The sequence below is a fragment of the Psychrobacillus faecigallinarum genome, assembly GCF_014836595.1.
Lineage (GTDB): Bacteria > Bacillota > Bacilli > Bacillales_A > Planococcaceae > Psychrobacillus > Psychrobacillus faecigallinarum.
Genome location: NZ_JACSQO010000006.1, coordinates 18,516 through 34,217 on the forward strand (window position 1 = coordinate 18,516; position 15,702 = coordinate 34,217).

Genomic DNA, 15,702 nt, shown 5'->3' on the forward strand with positions numbered 1-15,702 from the left:
TCTGTAAAATTTGATAGAATGGTAGAGAGTTGTTTTTATTTTTATGAAAGTAGGTGCAAGAGTGGGAAGAATTATTGCAATAGCCAACCAAAAAGGTGGTGTAGGTAAGACTACTACATCAGTGAACCTCAGTGCCTGCCTTGCATACTTGGGCAAGAAGGTTTTGTTGGTGGACATTGATCCTCAAGGAAATGCTTCTAGTGGAGTTGGAGTTAATAAAGGCGATGTAAATCAATGTATTTATGATGTGTTAATAGATGATGTAAGTGTGAAAGATACTATTTTAGAAACGAAAGTAGAGAATTTACATATAGTTCCTGCTACCATTTCTTTAGCTGGTGCAGAAATAGAACTAGTATCTACCATTTCCAGAGAAGTACGATTAAAAAAAGCGCTTCAGGAAGTACAAGCTGACTATGATTTTATTATTATAGATTGTCCTCCTTCACTTGGTCTATTAACAATTAATTCGCTTACTGCTGCTGATGCTATTATTATTCCAGTACAGTGTGAATTTTACGCATTAGAAGGATTAAGTCAGTTATTAAGTACCATTAGATTGGTTCAAAAACATTTAAACAAAACTCTAGCAATTGATGGAGTATTATTAACAATGTTTGATGCAAGAACTAATTTAGGTATACAAGTTATTGAAGAAGTTAAAAAATATTTTCAAGATAAAGTTTATAAATCTATTATTCCAAGAAATGTTCGTTTAAGTGAAGCGCCAAGTCATGGGGAGCCAATTATTATTTATGATCCAAAGTCAAGAGGGGCAGAAGTGTATTTAGAACTTGCGAAGGAAGTGATTCGTCATGGCTAAAGGGCTAGGAAAGGGAATTAACGCTCTTTTTCCCGGAGAAGATACTAAACCAGAAGAAAAGGTAGAGCAGATCACTATAGCTGATATTAGACCGAACCCATATCAACCTAGAAAAATATTTGATGATGAAGCATTAATAGAGTTATCTGAATCTATTAAAGAACATGGTGTCCTGCAACCTATTATAGTTAGAAAAAAGGGTTCTAAGTTTGAGATAGTGGTTGGTGAACGTAGATTTAGAGCCTCAAAGAAAGTTCATTTAGAAGAAATTCCGGCTGTTATTAGAGACTTTAACGATCAACAAATGATGGAGCTTGCGATTCTAGAAAACCTACAAAGAGAAGATTTGACTCCGATAGAAGAAGCAGAGGCTTATCAAAATCTAATGGAAAACCTAGGATTAACCCAAGAACAATTAGCCTTTAGACTAGGGAAAAGTAGACCGCACATCGCAAATCATATTCGTTTACTTTCTTTACCTGAAATAGTTAGAAATGCGGTTTCCGAAGGTAAGCTTTCCATGGGACATGGTAAAGCATTATTAGGTTTAAAAAAGAAAAAAAATATACCTTTAATTATGCAAAAGACTATTAAAGAGAATCTCAATGTAAGGCAGCTAGAAGCGTTAGTCCAAAGATTAAATGAAAATGTTCCACGTGAAACAAAAAAGGTAGAAAAGGATATTTTTACTTTGGAAAAGGAATCTGAACTAAGAGATTTTTTTGGAACAGCAGTAAAGATTACGAAGAATGAAGAAAAAGAAAAGGGTAAAATAGAAATTGAATTTTACTCTAAAGATGATTTAGAAAGAATTTTGAAACTGCTTGAGGATTAAAAATGACCTATTTCTGGGGCAACCTGGAGATAGGTTATATTTTTAGGATGAAAAGAGGATAAGTAATGGTATTATTCGGGGCATTGATCAATGCATTACTAATTATAATTGGTTCACTAATTGGTCGACTTTTAAAGGGAATTCCAGAAAATATGAAACAGACCGTTATGTATGCTATTGGTATAGTTGTTATAGTAATGGGTGTTCAAATGGGATTGGAAAGTAGTAATTTCGTCATTATCATTATCTGTATCGTCCTTGGAGCAGTAGTTGGAGAATGGATTGACATAGATAAGTGGATTAACAGGCTCGGCCAAATGATAGAACTAAAATTTGGTTCTAAAAAACAGGATGGAAGTATTGCCCAAGGATTTGTTACAAGTACTTTAATCTTTGTTATCGGAGCTATGGGAGTTTTAGGCGCTTTAAATAGTGGTCTGCAAAATGATCATGATTTGTTAGTAAGTAAAGGAATCATAGATGGTTTTACCGCAGTTATTCTTTCTGCAACTTTAGGAATAGGAGTTATACTGTCATCAATTCCCGTTGTAGTATATCAAGGAGCAATCGCGTTGTTAGCTACTCAAATAACAAGATTAGTACCAGAAGCTGCACTTGAAATGTTTCTTCAGGAAATGACAGCTGCTGGTGGAATTATGATTATAGGAATTGGGACGAATTTATTAGGACTGACTAAAATTAGAGTCGCAAATCTATTGCCTTGTTTAGTTTTTGTTGGTATTGTAGTTGCTATTATTTTTTAAATTATATCTATGCCAAGCAAGGAGGAGGGAACGAGAAATTACTTTTCCCATCTCAAAAGTAAGGTTTAGACGTGTGCTTTGCAATACATTATATTCCATGAAACCACCTATGTTAACAATTGCTTTAATAGAAATTTCTCCAATGGGAGGTAAGTCTTTTTTTACAGCTTTACCTGGATAAAGAGGTCCGGGGTGGATAATTATTTCACCGATGTTATTCGCATTTCCTAAGCAGGCATCAATTGCAACGATAAAAGGCTTATCCGGTGAGTTATAAAGGGTATTGGTAGTTTCCTCTAAATTCAATGCATGAAGGGGATTATCCAATGTCCCTACAATTTCAAAAGGAAAAGAAACGAGCTGAGTTAAAAAAGACCCGGTCATTGGCCCCAAGGCATCTCCAGTAGAGCGATCTGTACCAATACAACAAAAAACAAGATTTGTATGATCAAAAGGAATATATTCTAAAAAGTAATTGCTTAATCGCCAAATAACGCCAGTTTCTTTATAATAGATAGTGGAGACTTGAGGGATCGAGTTGAGTTGAGAAGTCATATATATATAAACTCGCTTTCTTTTTTTAAATTAGTATATGCCTTGAAGAAAATATTTATTCAATGAGGTGGAGATTACAATGACTGCAATGTATCAACGAGTAGAAGCATACATACTAGATGAGAAAAATTGGATAGATTTAGGGCTAATATGTATTAAAATATTTTTTATTCTAATTCTTGCAACAGTCGTTATTAGAATTGGTAAAACGGTTATTAATAGAGTTTTTACAGTAAGACAAAGAAGCCCTTTAAGATATTCAGAAAGAAGACAAAATACACTAATAAAATTATTAGAAAATATTTTAACTTATGCAGTATATTTCACAGCAATTCTAGCAATTTTATCTACTTTTCATATTGATGTAAGGGGGTTAATTGCAGGAGCGGGAGTGATAGGCTTAGCGATAGGATTTGGCGCACAAAGCTTAGTAAAGGATGTTATTACTGGTTTTTTCATTGTATTTGAGGATCAGTTTGCCGTAGGAGATGAGGTACAAATCGGAACCTCCAGAGGTATAGTAGAAGAAATAGGTTTAAGGACAACTAAAGTCAAAAGCCCAATTGGGGAGCTTTTTATCATACCGAATGGGACAATATCTAACGTAGTTAACTATTCCGTTTTCAATACCATTGTTCTGATTGATATAAAGGTATCTTATGAATCAGATATTCAGGCAGTAGAGAAAATGTTGAGGGGTTTTTTGGGAAGTTTAAATACTAAGTATGAAGAGCTTGTGAAAGTTCCAGAGATATTAGGGGTGCAGGAAATATCATCAGATGATTTAGTGCTTAGAATTGGAGTAGAGACCATCCCAATAATGCAGGATGACATTGCAAGAAAAATTAGAAGAGACCTTAAGGAATTTTTAGAGCAATCTGGTGTAGATATTCCATATCCAATTGTCGTACGCAATGCAAAAAATGATGAGTAGGTGAGGTTAATGGAGAGAAAACAATTTCAATTGAATGACATTGTGGAGATGAAGAAACAACATCCATGTGGAACTAATCGCTGGAAGGTCATTCGATTAGGTGCAGACATTCGTATAAAATGTGAAGGATGCCAGCATAGCGTTATGATTCCGCGTGTAGAGTTTGAAAAGAAAATGAAAAAAGTGCTAGTTAAAGCAGAAGCAGAGTAAAGATAGACTTTTACCTTTAAAATAACTATAATAGACAGGTTAAAAGGAATCCGGTTAGTAAGAAAATTGAAGGGTTGTGACATATATGGCATTAACAGCAGGGATTGTCGGTTTACCAAATGTAGGGAAATCTACATTATTTAATGCAATAACAAAAGCAGGGGCTTTAGCTGCAAATTATCCGTTTGCGACAATTGATCCAAATGTGGGGATCGTTGAAGTACCAGATGCTCGTTTAGATAAATTAACAGAGTTAGTAGTTCCAAAGAAAACAGTACCGACTGCATTTGAATTTACAGATATTGCAGGTATTGTAGCAGGGGCTAGTAAAGGAGAAGGACTTGGAAACAAGTTTTTAGCACATATCCGTGAAGTAGATGCAATTTGTCAAGTTGTTCGTTGTTTTCAAGACGACAATATTACGCATGTTGCGGGCAAAGTAGATCCAATCTCTGACATAGAGGTTATTAATTTGGAATTAATCTTAGCGGATTTAGAAAGTGTGGATAAACGCTTATCTCGAGTAGCTAAGATGGCGAAACAAAAAGATAAAGAAGCAATGGTTGAAGAGCCAATTTTAACTCGTTTAAAAGAAGCATTTGAAGAAGGTAAGTCTGGTCGCTCAGTAGATTTTTCAGAGGATGAGTTGCGAGTTGTAAAAGGCCTTCACTTATTAACGATAAAACCAATGCTTTATGTAGCAAATGTATCTGAGGATGACATTATGGAATCAGAAGATAATGAGTATGTACAAAAAGTACGTGCATTTGCAGCAGAAGAGGGAGCTCAAGTTATCGTAGTATGTGCGAAAATTGAGGAAGAGATGGCAGCTTTAGAGGACGATGAGAAACAAATGTTCTTAGAAGAGCTAGGTATTCAAGAGTCTGGTTTAGATCAGCTTATTAAAGCTTCTTATTCTTTACTTGGACTGGCTACTTACTTTACAGCAGGAGTCCAAGAGGTACGTGCTTGGACATTCCGTAAGGGTATGAAGGCACCACAATGTGCTGGAGTAATTCACTCTGACTTTGAAAAAGGCTTCATTCGTGCAGAAACAGTTGCATACGATGATTTGGTTGACGCTGGTTCAATGTCCGCTGCTAAAGAAGCAGGGAAGGTTCGTTTAGAGGGTAAAGAGTATATTGTACAAGATGGGGACGTAATGTTATTCCGTTTCAACGTTTAAGTTGTATTGTATAAGCTTAATAGCAACTAAATTCTAAAGTAAAAACCGGTCTGCTTATGCGGACCGGTTTTCTTCTATAACGTATAGGATTGGTAGAGCAGGATCATCTTTAATAAGAATATCATTAGGATATTTTCTCAATTTTCTATACATAGCAAAGTCGCCAGCAGCACCGGCTACTAACCATGCACCTAAAAGCACAAGGAGAGGAGATTCAATACCATAACCAAATAACATAGGGATAATTCCTGTTGTCCAAAAGGGAAGTAAGAGAGCTTTTTTCATCGATTTATTAGGAATGGGAATAGAGGTAGTTGCATAGGCAACCCCTAATTTAAGATTGACACCATAATCCATCTTGTTCCAGGGTACCTTTCCAAAGGCCCAAAACCCGATTAAATGGAATGCTTCATGTAACACAATTAACAGGAGATATCCTATAAGAAATAAGAAGATTCCTAAGAGACTAAAATTAATCTCAAATTCTTTATAAACTAAAATATATATTATTAAGCCTAATAAGGAAAAGACTATGGTCATCCATAAACTTTGCCAAGCTACCTTTTTAATATCAATCTCTATTATTGTTAGAATAGAATCTTTTTTCTCCAATACAATTCCCCCTTTTATACAAATATACATTAATAAATAAAATAAGAACAATCTCTCCTTGAAAAAAATAACAGCTTGTGGTACAATAAGTTGATGTGAGTAATATCATTACTTGCTCCTTGTCGGCTGGTGACAGTTCGACCAAAGACCATAGGGAGGTGTAAATAGATGAGAAAATACGAATTAATGTACATTATCCAACCAGCAATCGAAGAAGATGCAAAGAAGGCTTTAGTTGAGCGTTTCAATGAAATCTTAACTTCAAATGGTGCTGAGATCATCGAAGCTAAAGAGTGGGGTAAACGCCGCTTAGCTTACGAAATCAATGACTTACGTGAAGGTTTCTACCAAATCGTTAAAGTAAACGCTGATTCTAGAGCAATCGATGAATACATTCGTTTAGCTAACATCAATGAAGACATTATCCGTCACATTGCTGTTCGTATCGACGATAAATAAGAAAATCGACTATCATGCTGAACGAGGGAGGTTATTAACTGATGATTAACCGTGTCGTATTAGTTGGAAGACTAACAAAAGATCCGGAACTTCGATATACGCCAAGTGGTGTTGCAATGGCTAGATTTACACTTGCTGTAAATCGTACATTCTCTAACCAACAAGGCGAAAGAGAAGCTGATTTTATCAACTGTGTCGTTTGGAGAAAACAAGCGGAAAACACAGCCAATTTCTTGAAAAAAGGAAGCTTGGCAGGTGTAGAAGGGCGTATTCAAACGGGTAGTTATGAAGGACAAGATGGGAAACGTGTTTATACGACAGACGTTGTCGCAGACAGCGTTCAGTTCTTAGAACCACGCGGTAGCTCTGGTGATCGTGGCCAAGGTGGACAATCATATGGCGGCGGACAACAACAGAACTCTTATCCGACATATCAGCAAAACCAACCAATGAATCAGCAAAACTATACACGTGTAGATGAAGATCCATTTGGAAATAGTAGTGGTCCGATTGAAGTATCTGATGACGACCTACCATTCTAAAATCTTATTGCACGTTTTACTTTAATCGAAAAGGAGGCAACCTATTATGGCACCACGTCGCGGAGGCAAAAGACGCCGTAAAGTTTGTTACTTCACTGCTAACAACATCACACACATCGATTATAAAGATGTAGATTTGTTGAAAAAATTCGTGTCAGAACGTGGGAAAATTCTTCCACGTCGTGTGACAGGAACTAGCGCGAAGTACCAACGTAAGTTAACACGAGCTATCAAAGTATCTCGTATCATGGCTTTACTTCCATTCTCTTCTGAAGAGAGATAAGTATATAAATCGAAGACCGGGAAACCGGTCTTTTTTTGTTCTCTTTTTTAAAGGATAGGAACTATCATTTAACCTTTTGGATTTAATAATTTATTGTCTATACCCTATTAATGTATTGTTACTGGTTTTAACACCTTGAGACAAATTTAGCGGAACAGATTAAACAATTGTGAACAATGGGTGATGGCTTAAGGAAAGCAACCATACGTGATTCATAAACTATAAGAGAATAGGTATGTAGTATAAGAAACTATCTTTATATGGAGTCACATAGGCTTTTCATATCATGTAATTTTAGTTGTACTTGAAAATCTGTTACAATGGATAGATGATTATAATAAAGGAAGGTCGATCATGCAAAAGAATCAGTCAAGCTATTTAACGTTTGGATCTTTAATGATTGCACTATTTGCTATTCTCATAGCAATGTCTGTGTATGTTCCGATTCTAACAATTATCACATCCTTAATAGCACCCTTACCGTTAGCTTGGTATAGTGCAAAATTTGAAAGAAAAGAATCGCTACTTGTTATGGTTGTAGCAATATTTATATCTTTTATTATTGGAGGTATAGTAGGTTTAACACTTGGATTAGTTGTAGGGCCAGTTGGTTTTATAATAGGAGATTCTTTACGAAAAAAGCAGTCCAAGCTATACATGCTAATGGCTGCAGGAATATTCGTACTACTCATGACTGCTGTGCAATACATAATTTCTATTTTAGTTTTAAATATGAATCTGATAGAGCAATTTTTAGAGGGTACTAAAATATACTACGAGCAAGCGGGAAAAATACTGGAGACAGCTGGCCAAAAACCAAAGAACTACGATGAGATGGTTAAACAAATTATAATAGCATTCGAAGCAATGTTGCCAACGCTCTTTATTTTAATGGCGTTTTTCCAGGCATTTGTTTATGTATCTATTCTTTTACCCATCCTAAAGAAGTTAAAAGTACCAGTTCCAAAATTTCCTAAATATATGTATTTTAAATTACCAAAAGCAGTGTTGTGGTATTATTTAGTTGTAGCAATCATCTCCTTAGTCACTACATTTGAGGTAGGGACCTTTAGCTATATGCTAATCATAAATGCGACCTTCCTTTTAAGAGCATTACTGTTGTTACAAGGGATTTCGATTATTCAATATTATTTTCATGTACAGGGTTGGCCAAAGTGGAGTGCTATTTTAGCCACTTTTTTAGCAATTCCCCTAAATTCATTTGTAATAATCCTAGGTGTTTTAGATTTAGGATTTAATTTGCGAGCATATTTAAAAGACAGATTTAAGAAATAAGGAGCTGATCCAGTGGCGTCTTTTTTTAGAAAACGACCAATACGATATCCACTAATATTGTTTATGCTTCTCAGTGGAGTTGCATCTTATTTGCTTCTGTCTAACAACCTTTTAGTTGGATTACTATTTGCTCTCTTGGTTGTGGGAGTTTTTATATACGCTTGGGTAATTGAAAAGCGTGTTTATGAAGAGACAGAAAGGCATATAGAGACTCTTTCTTACCGTATGAAAAAGGTAGGGGAAGAGGCATTGCTTGAAATGCCAATAGGAATTATTTTGATAAATGACCAGCATATAATCGAATGGGCAAATCCCTATATGACTCAAAAGTTACCATTTGATACGATTATAGGGGAGGAGTTACTTTCCATATCTTCTGACTTTCAGCAGCTACTCAAGCAGGATGATTCAAAGGAAATGGTCATTTCTCTAGATGAACATGACTATAAGGTATTTTACAAGGCAGAGGAAAAGCTTCTATATTTCTTTGATATCACTGAGCAAGTTGAAATGGAATCACTTTACTATGGAGATCGAACTGTGATTGGTGTATTATTTATCGATAATTATGATGAGATATCGCAAGGCATGGACGATCAAACAAGAGGCCAATTAAACAGTATTGTTACTTCTACTGTAAATAATTGGGGAGCTAAACATGGGATATACGTTAAAAGAATATCGTCTGATCGTTTTTTAGCAGTTTTCAATGAATCCATTTTGTTGGAAGTGGAAAAAAGCAAATTCTCCATTTTGGATGATATCAGGGAAACTACCTCTAAGTTTGGATTCTCTTTAACACTTAGCGTTGGGGTGGGTGCAGGATCTACCTCTCTTGTAGAATTAGGAGAGCTTGCACAATCGAGTCTAGATTTAGTGCTTGGCCGTGGAGGTGACCAGGTTGCTATTAAGCACCCTAATGGAAAAGTGAAGTTCTATGGAGGCAAAACTAATCCAGTAGAGAAACGTACACGTGTTAGAGCAAGGGTGATCTCACATGCAATGAGAGATTTGATACAGGACAGCGATCAGGTACTCGTAATGGGTCATAAGTTCCCGGATATGGATGCGATTGGCTCAGCCGTAGGTGTAAGAAAGATGGTTGAGATGAACAAGATAGATGGCTACGTCGTGATTGATTTTAACGAGTTGGATAAAAGTGTACTTCGTCTAATGGACGAAATTAAAGAAAAACCTGATTTATATAAACGTTTTATTAGCCCTGAAGAGGCTATCAATAAAATGACTGAAAAGACTTTATTAGTTGTAGTAGATACCCATAAACCAAGTATGGTTATTGATGAAAAATTACTTCAAAAAGCTGAAAAAGTTGTAGTAATCGATCATCATCGTCGTGGAGAAGAGTTTATAACGAATACCATGCTTGTCTATATGGAGCCATATGCATCATCTACTTCAGAGTTGGTCACTGAGCTAATCGAATACCAACCGAAAAACGAAAAAATCACTATGCTAGAGGCTACATCTATGCTAGCAGGTATAATTGTTGATACGAAAAGTTTCACGCTTCGTACAGGGGCTAGAACGTTTGAGGCGGCCTCTTATCTTAGAACCCATGGAGCAGATACCATTTTGGTCCAACGCCTCTTAAAAGAGGATTTAGACACGTATATCGAACGCTCCAAAATTGTGCAGAACGTTGAATTCTTTAGAGAAGGAATTGCTATAGCACATGGAGATGAAGACACTAACTATAGCCAAGTGCTGCTTGCCCAGACTGCAGATATACTTTTAGCAATGAATAACGTATCAGCTTCCTTTGTAATAGGTCATAGAAGTGATTCTTCCGTAGCAATAAGTGCAAGGTCACTTGGTGAAGTAAATGTTCAAATAGTGATGGAAAAATTAAATGGTGGAGGGCATCTAACTAATGCCGCTACCCAACTAACAGATATAACAGTTCCAGAGGCTATTAATCAATTAAAACTAGCTATAATGGAAACAATCGAAGGAGGAAACGCAGAATGAAAGTAGTATTTTTAAAAGATGTTAAAGGTAAAGGTAAAAAAGGCGAGATTAAGAATGTAGCAGATGGTTATGCACACAATTTTTTGATCAAAAATAAACTTGCTGTGGAAGCAAATACAGCTGCAATTAGCGCTTTGGAGGGACAAAAGAAAAAGTCTGAAAAAGAAGCAGCAGAAGAATTAGCCGAAGCAAAAAAATTAAAAGAAAAGTTAGAACAGCTAACAGTTGAACTAAAAGCAAAATCAGGTAATGATGGCAGACTATTTGGTTCTGTTACTACTAAACAGGTTGCTGCACAATTAGATAAAGTTCATGGGATTAAAATAGATAAACGTAAAATGGAATTAGATGATGCAATTCGTGCTTTAGGATACACAAATGTACCTGTTAAGTTACACCACGAGGTAGTAGCAACATTAAAGGTGCATGTATCTGAAGAAGCGTAAGGAGAGAATTTTATGAGCGATCCATTATTGGACCGTGTCCCCCCACATAATCAAGAAGCTGAACAATCGGTCCTTGGAGCAATATTTTTAGAACCACAAGCTTTAATAACTGCAGCAGAGATCGTTATGCCAGAAGATTTTTATCGGGTAGCTCATCAAAAAATATTCCAAACGATGCTTCGCCTGAGTGATCAAGGGAAAGCAATTGATGTAGTAACGGTCACAGAAGAATTATCTTCTAAGAAGGAACTTGAAGATGTAGGAGGCATTTCCTACATCAGTGAAATAGCAAATGCTGTTCCTACTGCCGCTAATATAGGCCACTATGCAAAAATTGTGGAGGAAAAGTCAATTCTTCGCCGTCTTATACGAGTGGCTACGACCATAGTAGAAGATGGGTTTACGCGAGAAGACGAGGTAGAGGCGCTTTTATCCGAAGCAGAAAGAAAAATGATGGAGGTTGCCAATCGAAAGAATGCTGGTGACTTTAAACATATTAAAGATGTATTGGTAGAAACCTATGACAATATTGAAAAACTGCATACTAGAAAAGGTGACGTAACTGGTATTCCTACTGGTTTCCGTGATTTAGATCGTATTACGGCAGGGTTTCAACGTAACGATCTTATCATTGTAGCGGCACGTCCTTCTGTAGGAAAAACAGCTTTCGCGTTGAATGTAGCCCAAAACGTGGCTACGAAAACTGACGAGAACGTTGCAATCTTTAGTTTGGAGATGGGTGCTGAACAGCTTGTAATGCGTATGCTTTGTGCAGAGGGCAATATTGATGCTCAGGTGCTTAGAACAGGGGCCCTTACTACAGAGGATTGGCGCAAACTTACGATGGCGATGGGTAGTCTATCAAATGCTGGGATCTATATAGATGATACACCTGGTATAAGAGTAAATGAAATAAGAGCAAAGTGTAGACGACTGAAGCAGGAATCAGGTTTGGGAATGATTTTAATTGATTATTTGCAGCTTATTCAAGGAAGTGGCGGAAGCCAGGCGAATCGTCAACAAGAGGTTTCTGAAATCTCTCGTTCCTTAAAGGGTCTTGCTCGTGAGCTAAAAGTTCCTGTTATTGCCTTGTCTCAGCTGTCCCGTGGTGTAGAGCAACGACAAGATAAGAGACCAATGATGTCCGATTTACGTGAATCTGGATCGATTGAGCAAGATGCGGATATCGTTTCTTTCTTATATCGTGAGGATTATTACGATAAGGAAACAGAAAACCAGAACATGATTGAGATTATAATTGCTAAACAACGTAATGGTCCAACTGGAACCGTCACTTTAGCATTCGTGAAGGAATTCAATAAATTTGTTAATATTGATTGGAGCCAACACCAAGCTCCACCAGCATAAAGCAAACACGAACGAATTGATGAAGTAATTGTCAATTCGTTCGTGTTTTTTCGTTAAATTGGTTGACTATGGTAAAGATGATTGGTACAATAACACTGATTTTTAAACAGGACATGATGTCTGACGGAGGTGTTGGCAATGCCATCAGTAGTTGTAGTAGGAACCCAATGGGGAGACGAAGGAAAAGGCAAAATTACTGACTTTTTATCGGAACACTCAGAAGTAATCGCACGTTACCAAGGTGGAAATAATGCAGGTCATACAATTATTTTCGGAGGAGAGACTTATAAGTTACATTTAATTCCTTCCGGTATTTTTTATAAGGATAAAATCTCGGTGATCGGGAATGGAATGGTAGTCGATCCACGAGCGTTGGTAAAAGAATTAAAAGGATTGCATGATCGAGGAGTAACTACTGAAAATTTACGTATTTCTAATCGTGCCCATGTGATACTTCCTTATCATATAAAACAAGATGAAGTAGAGGAAGCACGTAGAGGTGCTAACAAAATAGGTACAACTGGTAAAGGTATTGGCCCTGCATATATGGACAAAGCTGCCAGAGTAGGGATTCGTATAGCAGACCTTCTGGACTATGGAGTGTTTAAAGAAAAGCTAGAACGTAATTTAGAAGAAAAAAATAGAATGTTTGAGAAATTCTATGAAACAAAAGGCTTTACTGTAGAAGAAATATTAGAAGAGTTTTATAGCTATGGACAAGAGATTGAAAAGTATGTAACCGATACTTCCAAAGTATTGAATGATGCACTCGACGAAGGCAGACGAGTACTTTTTGAAGGAGCACAAGGAGTCATGCTTGATATTGATCAAGGAACTTATCCTTTTGTTACTTCTTCTAATCCTGTTGCTGGTGGAGTAACAATTGGAGCAGGTGTGGGGCCAACAAAAATTTCTCATGTGGTAGGAGTTTGTAAAGCTTATACATCTCGTGTAGGAGATGGACCGTTCCCCACAGAGCTTTTTGATGAAGTGGGCAACCAAATAAGAGAAGTAGGAAAAGAATATGGAACGACAACAGGAAGACCACGCCGTATCGGTTGGTTTGACACAGTTGTAATCCGCCATGCTCAAAGGGTAAGTGGTTTAACGGATTTAACGGTAAATTCAATTGATGTACTAACCGGATTAGAAACCGTGAAAATCTGCACAGCCTATAAATTTAAGGATGAGCTTATTACGGAATATCCAGCAAATTTACGAATTCTTTCGGAATGCGAGCCAGTCTATGAGGAAATGCCAGGCTGGAATGAGGATATTACAAAATGTAAGACACTTGATGAACTTCCAGAAACAGCAAGACATTACCTAGAACGCATTTCTCAGTTAACAGGAGTTCCTATTTCTATCTTCTCTGTAGGACCAGATCGCACACAAACGAATATTATTTCTAGTGTTTGGAAATAAGTTTCTAAAAAAAACCGTCAAAAAGAAAATTTTGACGGTTTTTTTGTTGATTTTTGTAAGAATTTTTATTTATAAATCTATTAATGTGACAAATATAACAAAGATTCCAGTAGTATTATGTATGAGAAAGAAATTAATGGAGAAAAAGTAAAGAATATTAGAAAAAGAAACTAGAAAAAAGATTAATATTACCAATATAAAAGAAAAAATAGAAAATAATGGGTGTTAAAATACAATTTCTTTACAAGATTAAATATTGCTACACTTCCCTATTTCAAATATGTTAAATTAAAATAGTGTAAAAATGGAATAAAGGTTTTTAAATAGTTTGGAAGGAGCTTTATCATGTTTTGGAATAGAAAGAATGAGGAGCAGAAGAATAAATCACTTGCTGTTCTTTCAAACAGAAAATCAAATGTGGTTAAAAAAGCTACTATAACGGTTTTACTAACATCATCACTAACCTTTAATATGGCATTTGCCAATGAAGGAAACGACAAAGCACTAAAAGAAATTTATCATATATACTCAGAAGGTCAGTACATAGGAGCACTTTCCGATAAAAAAGAAATGGAAAATTTATTGGAACAAAAAGTTCAAGAGAGTAGCTCACAGTATGGCGCTCTTCCTTTAAAAGCAGGATCTAACTTGAAGGTAGTAGCCGAACAAGTATTTACTCCCGCCACGGATGACGAAACAACACTTCAAAAACTCAATGAGATAGTTAAAGTAGAAGCAACAGCATTTGCTTTGTCAGTCAATGACGAGATGGCCGTCTACGTCAAAGACATTGAAGCCTACCATGAAGCGATAAAAAAATTAAAGCTACAGTTTATCTCGGAAGAAGAGTTAGCTATACTGGAAGCTAAAAAAAGTGTTACTGAAAATCTACCCGAATTACAAGTAAATGAAACACGAATCGCAGATATAATATTAAAACAAGAAGTCTCAGGTGTAACTGCTAATGTAGCACCAGAAAAGATTGTCTCTGCTGATGAAGCTGTGAAGTTGCTTTTAGAAGGCACACTAGAACAGGAAACATATAAAGTTCAATCTGGTGATGTGTTAGGTACTATCGCTAATAAACACAATTTAACCTCAGCAGAACTTTTAGCTATTAACCCTGAACTTACAGATTCAAGTGTATTACAGATCGGTCAAGAGATTAATGTCACAGTATTAAAGCCACTTATAAATATAGAAGTAGTTTATGAGAAAAAAGTAGAGGAAGTAATTCCTCATACTAAAAAAGTCAAAGAAACAGATGAAATGTATAAGGGCGATACAAAGGTAAAGCAAGAGGGGTCCGATGGGAAAAGAGTAGCTACTTATTTGGTTCGTGAGGAAAACGGTGTACAAGTTGACCAGTCCGTTACAGAAGAAACTGTACTCGAACAACCAAAAGACAGTATAGTACTTAAAGGAACAAAGGTTATCCCTTCTCGAGGATCAGGAGAATTTGCGTGGCCAGCCGAAGGGGGATACATTTCTAGCAAAATGGGATATCGTTGGGGTCGAAAGCATGAAGGTATAGACATTGCTCGTCCTAATGGATTTAACATAAAGGCTGCTGATAACGGAATTGTGGAAGCTGCTGGCTGGGATGGAACGTACGGAAATCGTGTAATTATTAATCATCAAAATGGCTACAAAACAACCTATGCACATCTTTCCTCTATTAGCGTGAGCGTTGGAGATGTGTTGCCACAAGGTTCAAAACTTGGCGTAATGGGAAGTACAGGACGCTCTACTGGAACTCACTTGCACTTTGAAGTGGAGAAGAATGGAGTAACGATTGATCCATTATCTATGTTAAACTAAATAATAAGTTAGAGACAGTCGCTAGCCGGCTGTCTTTTTATATATGATATCCTTCTAGATTTGTGCCAAGGTAAATGAGGAATAACATTGGGCGTTGGGTAGTCAATATTTTCTCTTTACTTCTTAGGAAAGGCATAGACACTTGTATTTTTTT

17 protein-coding genes are annotated in these 15,702 nt (G+C 36.4%); 15 read left to right on the forward strand and 2 right to left on the reverse strand.

Translation table 11 applies throughout. The features are described from left to right. Positions 1 to 61 precede the first annotated feature (61 nt). From H9650_RS12205 to H9650_RS12215, 3 genes are all read left to right on the forward strand, one after another. Complete coding sequence (locus H9650_RS12205) at positions 62 to 823, forward strand: ParA family protein (protein ID WP_144540333.1); 762 nt, start codon at positions 62 to 64, stop codon at positions 821 to 823. Then, complete coding sequence (locus tag H9650_RS12210; RefSeq protein WP_151111904.1) at positions 816 to 1,658, forward strand: ParB/RepB/Spo0J family partition protein; 843 nt, start codon at positions 816 to 818, stop codon at positions 1,656 to 1,658. The genes H9650_RS12205 and H9650_RS12210 overlap by 8 nt, the downstream gene beginning before the upstream one ends. Positions 1,659 to 1,723: 65 nt before the next feature. After that, positions 1,724 to 2,422, forward strand: coding sequence for a DUF554 domain-containing protein (locus H9650_RS12215; RefSeq protein WP_144540277.1), 699 nt, complete (start codon positions 1,724 to 1,726; stop codon positions 2,420 to 2,422). Here H9650_RS12215 and yyaC read toward each other — a convergent pair. Next, the gene (yyaC, locus tag H9650_RS12220) at positions 2,384 to 2,977 is read right to left on the reverse strand and encodes a spore protease YyaC (RefSeq protein WP_144540275.1); all 594 of its coding nucleotides are present in this window, start codon (positions 2,975 to 2,977) and stop codon (positions 2,384 to 2,386) included. The genes H9650_RS12215 and yyaC overlap by 39 nt on opposite strands. 79 nt (positions 2,978 to 3,056) lie before the next feature. Here yyaC and H9650_RS12225 point away from each other — a divergent pair, with 79 nt between their 5' ends. The 3 genes from H9650_RS12225 to ychF all read left to right on the forward strand — a co-directional run bounded on the left by H9650_RS12225 (position 3,057) and on the right by ychF (position 5,307). Continuing rightward, complete coding sequence (locus H9650_RS12225) at positions 3,057 to 3,911, forward strand: mechanosensitive ion channel family protein (protein ID WP_144540273.1); 855 nt, start codon at positions 3,057 to 3,059, stop codon at positions 3,909 to 3,911. Positions 3,912 to 3,920: 9 nt separating this feature from the next. After that, positions 3,921 to 4,121 carry a DUF951 domain-containing protein gene (locus H9650_RS12230; RefSeq protein ID WP_144540271.1) on the forward strand — a complete coding sequence of 67 codons (201 nt, stop codon included), beginning with the start codon at positions 3,921 to 3,923 and terminating at the stop codon, positions 4,119 to 4,121. Between the two features lie 85 nt (positions 4,122 to 4,206). Further along, positions 4,207 to 5,307, forward strand: coding sequence for a redox-regulated ATPase YchF (gene ychF / locus H9650_RS12235; protein ID WP_144540269.1), 1,101 nt, complete (start codon positions 4,207 to 4,209; stop codon positions 5,305 to 5,307). 54 nt (positions 5,308 to 5,361) lie between these two features. Here the strand turns inward: ychF and H9650_RS12240 are convergent, their stop codons facing one another. After that, the gene (locus tag H9650_RS12240; RefSeq protein ID WP_225216057.1) at positions 5,362 to 5,919 is read right to left on the reverse strand and encodes a DUF3267 domain-containing protein; all 558 of its coding nucleotides are present in this window, start codon (positions 5,917 to 5,919) and stop codon (positions 5,362 to 5,364) included. 168 nt (positions 5,920 to 6,087) lie between these two features. Between H9650_RS12240 and rpsF the strand changes: the two genes are divergently transcribed. The 9 genes from rpsF to H9650_RS12285 all read left to right on the forward strand — a co-directional run bounded on the left by rpsF (position 6,088) and on the right by H9650_RS12285 (position 15,548). Further along, entirely contained in the window at positions 6,088 to 6,378 is a 291-nt protein-coding gene (rpsF, locus tag H9650_RS12245) for a 30S ribosomal protein S6 (protein WP_144540267.1), read from the forward strand. Between the two features lie 41 nt (positions 6,379 to 6,419). Continuing rightward, complete coding sequence (ssb, locus tag H9650_RS12250; protein WP_144540265.1) at positions 6,420 to 6,920, forward strand: single-stranded DNA-binding protein; 501 nt, start codon at positions 6,420 to 6,422, stop codon at positions 6,918 to 6,920. Positions 6,921 to 6,966: 46 nt separating this feature from the next. Beyond that, positions 6,967 to 7,203, forward strand: a complete 237-nt coding sequence (rpsR, locus tag H9650_RS12255; RefSeq protein ID WP_142540806.1) for a 30S ribosomal protein S18 — start codon at positions 6,967 to 6,969, stop codon at positions 7,201 to 7,203. A 354-nt stretch (positions 7,204 to 7,557) separates the two neighbouring features. Beyond that, positions 7,558 to 8,499 carry a YybS family protein gene (locus H9650_RS12260; protein WP_144540263.1) on the forward strand — a complete coding sequence of 314 codons (942 nt, stop codon included), beginning with the start codon at positions 7,558 to 7,560 and terminating at the stop codon, positions 8,497 to 8,499. A 12-nt stretch (positions 8,500 to 8,511) separates the two neighbouring features. Continuing rightward, the gene (locus H9650_RS12265; protein ID WP_151111906.1) at positions 8,512 to 10,488 is read left to right on the forward strand and encodes a DHH family phosphoesterase; all 1,977 of its coding nucleotides are present in this window, start codon (positions 8,512 to 8,514) and stop codon (positions 10,486 to 10,488) included. Continuing rightward, on the forward strand, positions 10,485 to 10,934 hold the full coding sequence (gene rplI, locus H9650_RS12270) for a 50S ribosomal protein L9 (RefSeq protein WP_144540261.1): 450 nt from the start codon (positions 10,485 to 10,487) through the stop codon (positions 10,932 to 10,934). Before H9650_RS12265 ends, rplI begins: the two co-directional genes overlap by 4 nt. 12 nt (positions 10,935 to 10,946) lie before the next feature. Further along, complete coding sequence (gene dnaB, locus H9650_RS12275; protein WP_144540259.1) at positions 10,947 to 12,302, forward strand: replicative DNA helicase; 1,356 nt, start codon at positions 10,947 to 10,949, stop codon at positions 12,300 to 12,302. Positions 12,303 to 12,440: 138 nt separating this feature from the next. Next, positions 12,441 to 13,727, forward strand: a complete 1,287-nt coding sequence (locus H9650_RS12280; RefSeq protein ID WP_151111908.1) for an adenylosuccinate synthase — start codon at positions 12,441 to 12,443, stop codon at positions 13,725 to 13,727. A gap of 345 nt (positions 13,728 to 14,072) precedes the next feature. Continuing rightward, on the forward strand, positions 14,073 to 15,548 hold the full coding sequence (locus tag H9650_RS12285) for a M23 family metallopeptidase (protein ID WP_144540255.1): 1,476 nt from the start codon (positions 14,073 to 14,075) through the stop codon (positions 15,546 to 15,548). Positions 15,549 to 15,702: the final 154 nt, after the last annotated feature.

Coding starts and splice junctions, on each gene's coding strand:
- H9650_RS12210 (WP_151111904.1), top strand. CDS start 816: ATGGCTAAAGGGCTAGGAAAGGGAATTAACGCTCTTTTTCCCGGAGAA.
- H9650_RS12215 (WP_144540277.1), top strand. CDS start 1,724: ATGGTATTATTCGGGGCATTGATCAATGCATTACTAATTATAATTGGT.
- yyaC (WP_144540275.1), bottom strand. CDS start 2,977: ATGACTTCTCAACTCAACTCGATCCCTCAAGTCTCCACTATCTATTAT.
- H9650_RS12225 (WP_144540273.1), top strand. CDS start 3,057: ATGACTGCAATGTATCAACGAGTAGAAGCATACATACTAGATGAGAAA.
- H9650_RS12230 (WP_144540271.1), top strand. CDS start 3,921: ATGGAGAGAAAACAATTTCAATTGAATGACATTGTGGAGATGAAGAAA.
- ychF (WP_144540269.1), top strand. CDS start 4,207: ATGGCATTAACAGCAGGGATTGTCGGTTTACCAAATGTAGGGAAATCT.
- rpsF (WP_144540267.1), top strand. CDS start 6,088: ATGAGAAAATACGAATTAATGTACATTATCCAACCAGCAATCGAAGAA.
- ssb (WP_144540265.1), top strand. CDS start 6,420: ATGATTAACCGTGTCGTATTAGTTGGAAGACTAACAAAAGATCCGGAA.
- rpsR (WP_142540806.1), top strand. CDS start 6,967: ATGGCACCACGTCGCGGAGGCAAAAGACGCCGTAAAGTTTGTTACTTC.
- H9650_RS12260 (WP_144540263.1), top strand. CDS start 7,558: ATGCAAAAGAATCAGTCAAGCTATTTAACGTTTGGATCTTTAATGATT.
- rplI (WP_144540261.1), top strand. CDS start 10,485: ATGAAAGTAGTATTTTTAAAAGATGTTAAAGGTAAAGGTAAAAAAGGC.
- dnaB (WP_144540259.1), top strand. CDS start 10,947: ATGAGCGATCCATTATTGGACCGTGTCCCCCCACATAATCAAGAAGCT.
- H9650_RS12280 (WP_151111908.1), top strand. CDS start 12,441: ATGCCATCAGTAGTTGTAGTAGGAACCCAATGGGGAGACGAAGGAAAA.
- H9650_RS12285 (WP_144540255.1), top strand. CDS start 14,073: ATGTTTTGGAATAGAAAGAATGAGGAGCAGAAGAATAAATCACTTGCT.